The organism is Rufibacter ruber (assembly GCF_001647275.1).
Taxonomy (GTDB): Bacteria; Bacteroidota; Bacteroidia; order Cytophagales; family Hymenobacteraceae; genus Nibribacter; species Nibribacter ruber_C.
Genome location: NZ_LRMM01000116.1, coordinates 1 through 7642, shown reverse-complemented (window position 1 = coordinate 7642; position 7642 = coordinate 1). Strand labels below are relative to the sequence as shown.

Sequence of the window (7642 nt, the reverse complement as noted above, 5' to 3'; positions counted from 1 at the left end):
GTTTCTGGGCTGTTTTTCAAAAAACAGCCCAGAAACGCAAAGGCTTAAACAGATGTGCCTAGACTAGCGTGGCCTACATCTTCTCATAGACAGCAAAATCATCTACGCTTAACCTTCCATTGTTTATGGATGTGTTATTGGTTGTTCCTAAGCCAAGTTTGTTAATCCTGAATCTAACTTTGCCCTGAATGTCCATGGTGTAGGTGATGGTTTTGGCTACTGAGTTGGCATCTGTGATATTAGGTCCATAGGCTTTCCAGGTTTTGCCATCATCAGTTGAATACTCCAGACGGAAGGTACTGGAGGCATCTGTGTAATAGGCGCCATAGGAGAAAGAAACTTTAGAAGCTCCGTTCAATACATTAAATTCCATTTGCAAGTAGGCCGAGGAGCTTAGATTCTGCTGGAAACGTACCGCTTGCAGGCCCGGCAGGCTGAACCGGTCTCTGCCGGCGGTAGGGCCTAGCAATGCCTGGGTGAAACGCCATTTTCCGGTTTTCAGATCAAGGGTGGCGGGGGAGGTGTAGGAGGTTTTGGTGGGGCCTTCAAAAGTCTCGGGAAAGCCTTCATAGACAGGGCCACCCACGTCTACTATGTCGTTCAGGTTGCGGGGCCATAGCCTTGTTTTGGGTGCTTCCTCTGGGGTGGCGGCATAGGGCATGGCAATGCCCGTGAATGTGGCGCTGGCCGGGAGCCTGGTGGTGGCAAACGTGGCCGAGGCTTCTGTGTTTAGTTCAATGGTGTCTGTGCCGTCAGTAAGATCCTTGACGCCGGTGTAGGTGTCAGTGGCCGCCGGATTGGGTTTGATGGCGCCAGCGTACACCCGCACTAAAGTGGCTTCGTAATTCTCTGGGAGGCTGTCCAGCAGATAGGCCGTGACGTTGATAGGTGTTACGGGTCTGTTGGTGGCTACCTTGGTGATGCTGCCGGGATTGATTCCTTTGAGCTGCAATGCTCCGTTGACTTTGGTCAGGACAGCGTTTTCTAAATTTTCAATTAAGATAGAATCACCTAGGGAGTAGTTGGCGGCGGCATCGCCTAAGTGCAAAGTAATGCCCTTGGTCAATCCTTTCTTAAAGCTTTGGAGCACGAGCGTGCCAGGTGTAACATTGCCATTGGCGTAATCTGAGATCACGGTGCCCCTTACCTGGTAGGCCTCCTTCATGTTCTGCCGGGTTAAGACCACGTCTTGCCCCTGGTAGAGCTTGCGAATGTCCTGAATAGCAATGACGGGGCTTAGGGTGCCCTTCTGGTCGTCATAGTTTTCATATTCGCAGGAGGTCCAGGTGCCCAGTGCGAGCAAGGCTGCTAAGATCTGATATATTCTTTTCATGTGACGTTCTCGCTAAGATGTAAATTAGATTTGCTTAAGGCCGTTGCCACCATACTAATGTATTGATGTCATCTGGGCCTTGGCTGGCAATGGCGGCATCCAGGTTGTTTTTGTTTGTAGACTGTAGCACAATAGGGTAGATCATGCGGGCCGGCATCTTGCCGCCATTTTCATGCCCTTGCCCCACTGGCAGAACAGGATGACCGGTGCGGCGGTATTCAAACCACTGCTGGAAATCTGTGTAGAACAGCGCATAGTATTTCTGAAGGTGAATTTTCTCCAGTTTGTCTTCCAGGGCCAGTGCGTCATCCCAAGCCAGTTCTTCTTTGGTCAGATAGTCTGTGGGTACGGTAGCATTCCATTGTGTGATGCCGCTGGTGATCCCGGTCTCATAGTAGGTTTTGGCTGAGGTGGTGATCCAGCCGCGGGTGGCGGCTTCGGCTAAAATGAATTGGGTTTCAGCATAAGTCATGATGTTCCCTAAGCGGTTGTCTGAAGCGAGGGTGGTGACAGGCTGTGACCTGGGAGTGACATTCATATTCATTGGGTAGCCTCCTGGAATCCCTTCAAATTCACCATTGGAGATAGTGGCCCAGATGGGGAGTCGTGGGTCTGACCACTCTTTCAGGTTGTTAATGAAGAACTGGGTGTATTTTACTGCGTACCAGTCAGCGGGGCGCACGTGGCGAAAGGGTTGTCATAAGGGGCGGTGCCTGTCCAGTTGATTCGGGCGCCGTCTGTATTGACAGTCATGATGGGGTAAGTGGCCGCTCTGGTTTCCGCTATCTCCTTAAACTTCTCTACAACTGTTTTGTCATTGACCATGGGTTCAGATGTTTTGTTGGAGAGGCGCAGGAGCAGCCTGAGATACATAGAGTTGCCCAGTTTTCGCCAGTTGGCGGCTACACCGCCATACACGGGGTCGGCGCTGGTTTCAGCGGCCGGAAGATTGGGGGCAGTGGTTAAAAGGGTATTCGCTTCCTCCAGTTTCTGGAACATGTCAGCGTAAATGTCTCGCTGGGTGTCAAATTTGGGCAGGAATAGGCGGTCTTTCCCCAAGCTGGCTTCTGAATAAGGGGCGTCGCCATACATGTCCGTGATGAGAGAGGTAACCCATACCTGGCAGATCAAGCCAATGCCTTTATAGGTATTGCCAGCCAAATCTGAGGCAGTGATTCTGATTCTCTCGGCGCCGCCTTTATAGACGTCTTTAAAGTTGGCCAGCTGTATGTACCAGTTGTTCCACATGTAGGTTGACTCACTGCTCCGGATGTCATACCTGAAAATTTTGCCTTCCACGTCTCCCATGTTGATGTGGTCCTGCATGAGCTCATTGTTGATGCGCTGAGCCCGGTTCATGTTCTTTTTCAGGACATCAGTAATGGCGGGTGCCAGCAGGGTTTGCGGAAGCGCGAATTCGCTGGCGTTGGGGTTCTGTGCCAGGTCCATGAAGTCATCTGTGCAGGCTGGGCTGGCGGCCGTAAGCAGGCAGAAGGCGTATATAAACGGTTTCTTAAATTTCATGTCTTGTGAAATTAAAAGCCAATGGTGATGTTCAGTCCAATTGTTCTGGTAGAAGGGAGCTGGGCGTTCTCAAAGCCCTTTTCAATGGACCCTCCGGCCAGTGAGCCGAATTCAGGGTCGTAAATTGGCCAGGGGCTCCAGATGTACAGGTCACGTCCGTAGATGCCAATAGAGGCTTTCTCCAGGCCAATGCGCTTGTATAGGGATGCCGGCAGTGTATAATCAATGCGGGCCTCACGTAGTTTAAGAAAGTCAGTGCTGAAGGTGTTGCCTTCAACATTCTCGCGGCCGGCATGGGCTACATAATAGGTGGTGATGTTCTCTGTGATGACGTCATTGGGGCGGTAGGTGCCGTCTAAATTGCCTTCTGCGTCTCTGTTTGCGATCACGCCTTTGCCCACAATGCCATTGTCGCGGCCAGGCAGGGTAGATTTTATTTTGCCTAACTCTGTGTTGATGGCATTGGTCATGGAATAGGCAGAGCCGCCTACCTGCCCGTCTACCAGAAAGCTAAACCGGAATTGTTTGTATCTAAACTCGTTGCCCAGGCTGGCCTTCCAGTTGGGGTTGGTGTGACCCAGGTAGATGGGTTCCTGGGTTTGCAGCGGATAGCCGTTCTCATAGATGATCTGGCCGTCTGGGGCCCGTTGATAACCAATGCCATAGATGGCATCCATTCTGCCGCCTACCCTGGCTTCTACAGCACCCCGCTGGCCGGTCTGCAGCTGCAGTGAAGGCAGGTCATCAGTGAGGGAAAGTACTTTGTTGCGGTTGGCAGAGAACGTGGAGAACGCTTTCCAGTTTAAGCCTTTCCTGCTTTTAAGCAGAGTGGCGTTGGCTTCAATCTCAATACCCTGGTTGCGCACTTCGCCTGCATTGATCACGGCGGCATTTAAACCGGTGGAGCGGTCAAGTCCTGCGGTGAGAATCTGATCTTTGGTGCTGCCACTGTACATGGTCAGGTTGAAACCAAGTCGGTTTTTAAGGAAGCGCATTTCAAGGCCGGCCTCGTAACTGGTAGTGTAGAGAGGTTTAAGATTTTCATTAGCCAGCGTGGTCTGGTTGGCTAACGCGCCCGGGAAGCCGGTAACAGGGTTATAGCCAATAAACGTCTGATATGGCGTATTCCGGCCGCTGCCTACCCCGGCAAATGAACCTCTCACTTTCATGTAAGAGATAGCAGAAGGGAAGCGCAGCATTTCAGAAACAATGGCGCTAACGTTCACAGATGGATAAAAGAAGGAGACGTTTCTGGTGGAAGTGGTGGTGGCCAGCACGCTGTTCCAGTCATTGCGGGCGGTTACGTCCAAAAACAGGTAATCATTAAAACCAAAGGTGGCCAAGCCGTAGAGGCTGTTGATCACAAAGCTGCTGCGGTAGGGGATGGCCACAGGGAGGTCTCTGCTGTTGGCAAGTTTGAAGATTTGCGGGTAGATTAAGTTCTCCGCCCGTATTTCGTCACTCATATATTCATTAGCTAGGTGGCTGCCGCCCGCAGAAACTGAGAAGTCAATCTTGCTATTAAGGATCTTGTTGTATTTGAGGAGGAAATCACTGTTAGACTCTTGGGAATAAATGTTCTGTGAGACAAAACGCCCTAGTTTGAAGCGCTCAGTATCAAAGGGCCTTTGTTGGGTTCTTTTGTCATGGGCAAAGTCAATGGCTGTGCGCACCATCAGGCTCAGTTCTTTGGTGAAGTTATAGGTAGCGTTGATATTACCGGTAACCCCATTGCGGTTTTGCCCATTGAGCATTTCATAGGAGATGAGGTACGGGTTGTCTGGCAAGCTGCTGAAGGGGTAGTTCTGCTCTATTCCTGCACGGTTGTTCTTCCAGTAGTTTTTGAGCCAGTTAAGGTCTCCGTTGGGAACCCAATAGCTGGTCCAGTACATGACAGTTTGGTTGTTGTAGCCAATGGCGGGCAGGTTGTCTGTAGACTTGTTGGTGTAGTTGATCTTGGTAGCAATCTGCAGTTTCTCATTCACTCTGTGGCTGGCTGATAGAGCAACTGTATTGCGCTTGTAGCCCGTATTGGGCATAACCCATTCATTGTGCAGGTTGGTGTAGGAGAATCTGACGGCAGTATTGAGGTTGCCGCCGTCCAGGGTGACAGTGTTGGTGAACGTTTTGCCAGTCTGGAAAAAGTCTTTAACGGCGTTAGGATAGGCTACCCACGGGGTGCGTTCTTTGCCGGTGGTCTGCGTTATGGGGTCAAACTGGAAATATTTCTGTCCTTCAAACTTTGGTCCCCAGGCAGAGCTGGTGGAGCGGGTGGTAGGGCCGTCTGCGGTGGCGCCCCATGAGTAGTATTGCTGCCCGTCCAGTCCCTGTCCGTACTCGTATTGCCAGTCTGGCCACCGTGAAATTGTTTCAATAGAGGAGTTGGAGTTGATAGTGACGCCTATGCCTTTTACGCGGGAAGTGCCTGATTTGGTGGTGATCACGACCGCGCCGTTGGCGCCTCTCTGGCCGTAGAGCGCGGCCGCCCCGGGGCCTTTCAGCACCGTCACGGTTTCAATGTCTTCCGGGTTGATGTCGTTTAGGCCATTTCCGAAATCTACAGGCTGGTCGCCCCCGGCAGAGCCGGTCATGCGGCCGCTTCCGTTGTTGATTACTACCCCGTCAACAACAATCAACGCTCCGTTTTCTCCGGTGAGGTTGCTTTCTCCCCGTAGAATGATGGCGTTGGAGCCGGCAGGACCCGACCCGGAGCGGGTTAAATTCACCCCGGCTACTTTGCCAGATAAGGCGTCTGTCCAGTTGTTAGACAGGGATTCTGTCAGTTGCTCGCCCTGCACCGTGGTAGCTGAGTAGCCCAGGGCTTTTTCTTCCCTTTGAATCCCCAGGGCTGTTACCACCACTTCATTCAAGGTCTGGGAGTCTTCTTCCAGCACAATGGTGAGTGTGTTGGTTTCCGGAAGGCTCATTTCACGAGTTTTAAAGCCAATGTAGGAGAAGATGAGGGTGCCCTGGTTGGAGGGAAGGGTGAGGCTGAATGTGCCGTCTGTGCCGGTGGCGGTGGCAATAGAAGTGCCTTTTAACAGAACAGTAACGCCAGGCAATGGCTCGCCGGAGCTGGAGGTGATTTTTCCGGTAATGGTTCTGTCAGGGGTCTTCTTTGCCAGTTGGCTTTGCCTGGGTGGTTGCTGGCTGGCCAGGGTTTGGCCATTTGCCGGTTCTATGTAGCCGGAAAGCCAAAGCACCAATGCCAGGGGTGGTAGCTTGAGTAAAGTTTTGTACATAGTTGAAAGAGTTTATGAAATGGAAAAGGGCCTGGTATGCATTTTAGAAATTTACATGTGTGAGAGAGGTTTTTCGTTCAGCAATAGGACGTGTGTAGCCCAGTCGTGCAGAGGCTGCCGTCATAATTCTATAATGTTCCGGTAAGGGTTAAGAGGTAATGGCGCTCTGAGTGTCACAGCCAAACACCTGAGTTCCCCCAGTGCCAAGACTGCTGTGGGTGGCAAGTGTTGTGAATTTGGTAAAATGGACCCCTTAAATGGATGTCTTGTTTCAAAGAAAGAAAATTTAATTTTATTAAACAAAAATTTATTAAATATAAGTTAAAGAAAGCGAAGCAAGTTGTGATTTAAAATGCTGGAACCTTGTAAAGCACTTACAGGAGTTAAATCATACGTGGTGTTGCCGGCAGAAAATGGGTAATAATAAACGAACATGATTGCAGTTTTTTCTTGATAAAGAGCTTTAACAGAGAATAAAGGCATGGTCTCTGCGTTGGTGTCAAGACTATGATGGGGTAAAAGTAGTAGGAGGAACAAAAGCTTTAAGCATACTTTCAGTTATCAAATAGTTAATAATTTGAAAACGTTTTTAACTTTACATGAAAGAAACAGCTGTGCCTTGTTAAAAGGTTGGCATGATCTAAGAGAAGAAAAATGAACATTACTGAAAGGCATCAATTGATATTGCAGCGGCTCCAGGAGAACGGCAAAGTGGGTATTCAGGAGTTGAGTGATTTGATGAAGGTGACAGGGGTAACCATTAGGAAGGACTTGAAGCTGCTGGAAGATAAAAGCCTGCTGTTCAGGACGCAGGGGGGCGCTTCCATCACCAATCCCTACACCATAGAGCGACCCATCAACGAGAAAGAGTTTATGCGGGCCGAGGAGAAGCAAAAGATTGCCAAAGCCGCGCTGGAGCTCATTGGGCAGCATGATTCTATTATTATTGGTTCTGGTACTACGGTTTTCCAGTTGGCGCGCTGCCTTTACCCCAGCAAGCACTTAACAGTGATTACGCCTGCCGTGCGGGTGACCCTGGAGCTCTGTGCCCGGCCTAATGTGGAAGTGTTGCAACTAGGCGGAGTAATCAGGCCTAATTCCTCTTCTGTGGCGGGAGCCTACGCCGAAGGGGTGTTGGAGGATATTGCCTGTGGCACCCTGTTTTTGGGGGTAGATGGGATTGACCTTGACTTCGGGTTTTCCATTACCAACCTGGCTGAGACAAGCCTGAATCAGAAAATGATAGAGTCTGCGCAGGTAATTGCAGTCCTGGCTGATAGCAGCAAGTTCGGACGCAGGGGGTTGGGCCGTGTGTGTCATCTGGAGCAGGTGCAGTACGTGGTAACAGACAGCGGGGTACAGCCCGGCATGGTGGAGCAGCTGGAAGAGCGGGGAATTAAAGTAATAATAGCCAAGTAGAAGGCTGATCTGCTGCCTGAACGCCCTATGTCTTCTTTGAGAGAGCATAGGGGCGTTGCTATTGTTGGGGTAATAGAGCCCCTCTTTTGCGTTTTTTTGGGGCTGTTTTTTTGAAAAAAAAACA

5 protein-coding genes are annotated in these 7642 nt (G+C 50.5%); 1 reads left to right on the top strand and 4 read right to left on the bottom strand.

What is annotated here, in order from left to right; all coding sequences use genetic code 11:
* Nucleotides 1–73: 73 nt before the first annotated feature.
* The 4 genes from A8O25_RS21615 to A8O25_RS21605 are packed head-to-tail and all read right to left on the bottom strand — an operon-like array spanning nucleotide 74 to nucleotide 6099.
* Nucleotides 74–1333: a DUF5689 domain-containing protein gene (locus A8O25_RS21615; RefSeq protein ID WP_066839633.1), complete on the bottom strand. Its 1260-nt coding sequence runs from the start codon at nucleotides 1331–1333 to the stop codon at nucleotides 74–76.
* Nucleotides 1334–1367: 34 nt separating this feature from the next.
* Nucleotides 1368–2015: a SusD/RagB family nutrient-binding outer membrane lipoprotein gene (locus A8O25_RS24175; RefSeq protein WP_206598735.1), complete on the bottom strand. Its 648-nt coding sequence runs from the start codon at nucleotides 2013–2015 to the stop codon at nucleotides 1368–1370.
* Nucleotides 1988–2857, bottom strand: coding sequence for a SusD/RagB family nutrient-binding outer membrane lipoprotein (locus A8O25_RS24170; protein WP_206598734.1), 870 nt, complete (start codon nucleotides 2855–2857; stop codon nucleotides 1988–1990). Before A8O25_RS24170 ends, A8O25_RS24175 begins: the two co-directional genes overlap by 28 nt.
* A gap of 11 nt (nucleotides 2858–2868) precedes the next feature.
* Nucleotides 2869–6099: a SusC/RagA family TonB-linked outer membrane protein gene (locus A8O25_RS21605; protein ID WP_082893825.1), complete on the bottom strand. Its 3231-nt coding sequence runs from the start codon at nucleotides 6097–6099 to the stop codon at nucleotides 2869–2871.
* A 654-nt stretch (nucleotides 6100–6753) separates the two neighbouring features.
* Between A8O25_RS21605 and A8O25_RS21600 the strand changes: the two genes are divergently transcribed.
* Nucleotides 6754–7518 carry a DeoR/GlpR family DNA-binding transcription regulator gene (locus A8O25_RS21600; protein ID WP_066839631.1) on the top strand — a complete coding sequence of 255 codons (765 nt, stop codon included), beginning with the start codon at nucleotides 6754–6756 and terminating at the stop codon, nucleotides 7516–7518.
* Nucleotides 7519–7642: the final 124 nt, after the last annotated feature.

What these genes read in the sequence shown, in the direction of transcription:
- A8O25_RS21605 (WP_082893825.1), bottom strand. Translation starts at nt 6,099, where the DNA reads ATGTACAAAACTTTACTCAAGCTACCACCCCTGGCATTGGTGCTTTGG.
- A8O25_RS24170 (WP_206598734.1), bottom strand. Translation starts at nt 2,857, where the DNA reads ATGAAATTTAAGAAACCGTTTATATACGCCTTCTGCCTGCTTACGGCC.
- A8O25_RS21615 (WP_066839633.1), bottom strand. Translation starts at nt 1,333, where the DNA reads ATGAAAAGAATATATCAGATCTTAGCAGCCTTGCTCGCACTGGGCACC.
- A8O25_RS21600 (WP_066839631.1), top strand. Translation starts at nt 6,754, where the DNA reads ATGAACATTACTGAAAGGCATCAATTGATATTGCAGCGGCTCCAGGAG.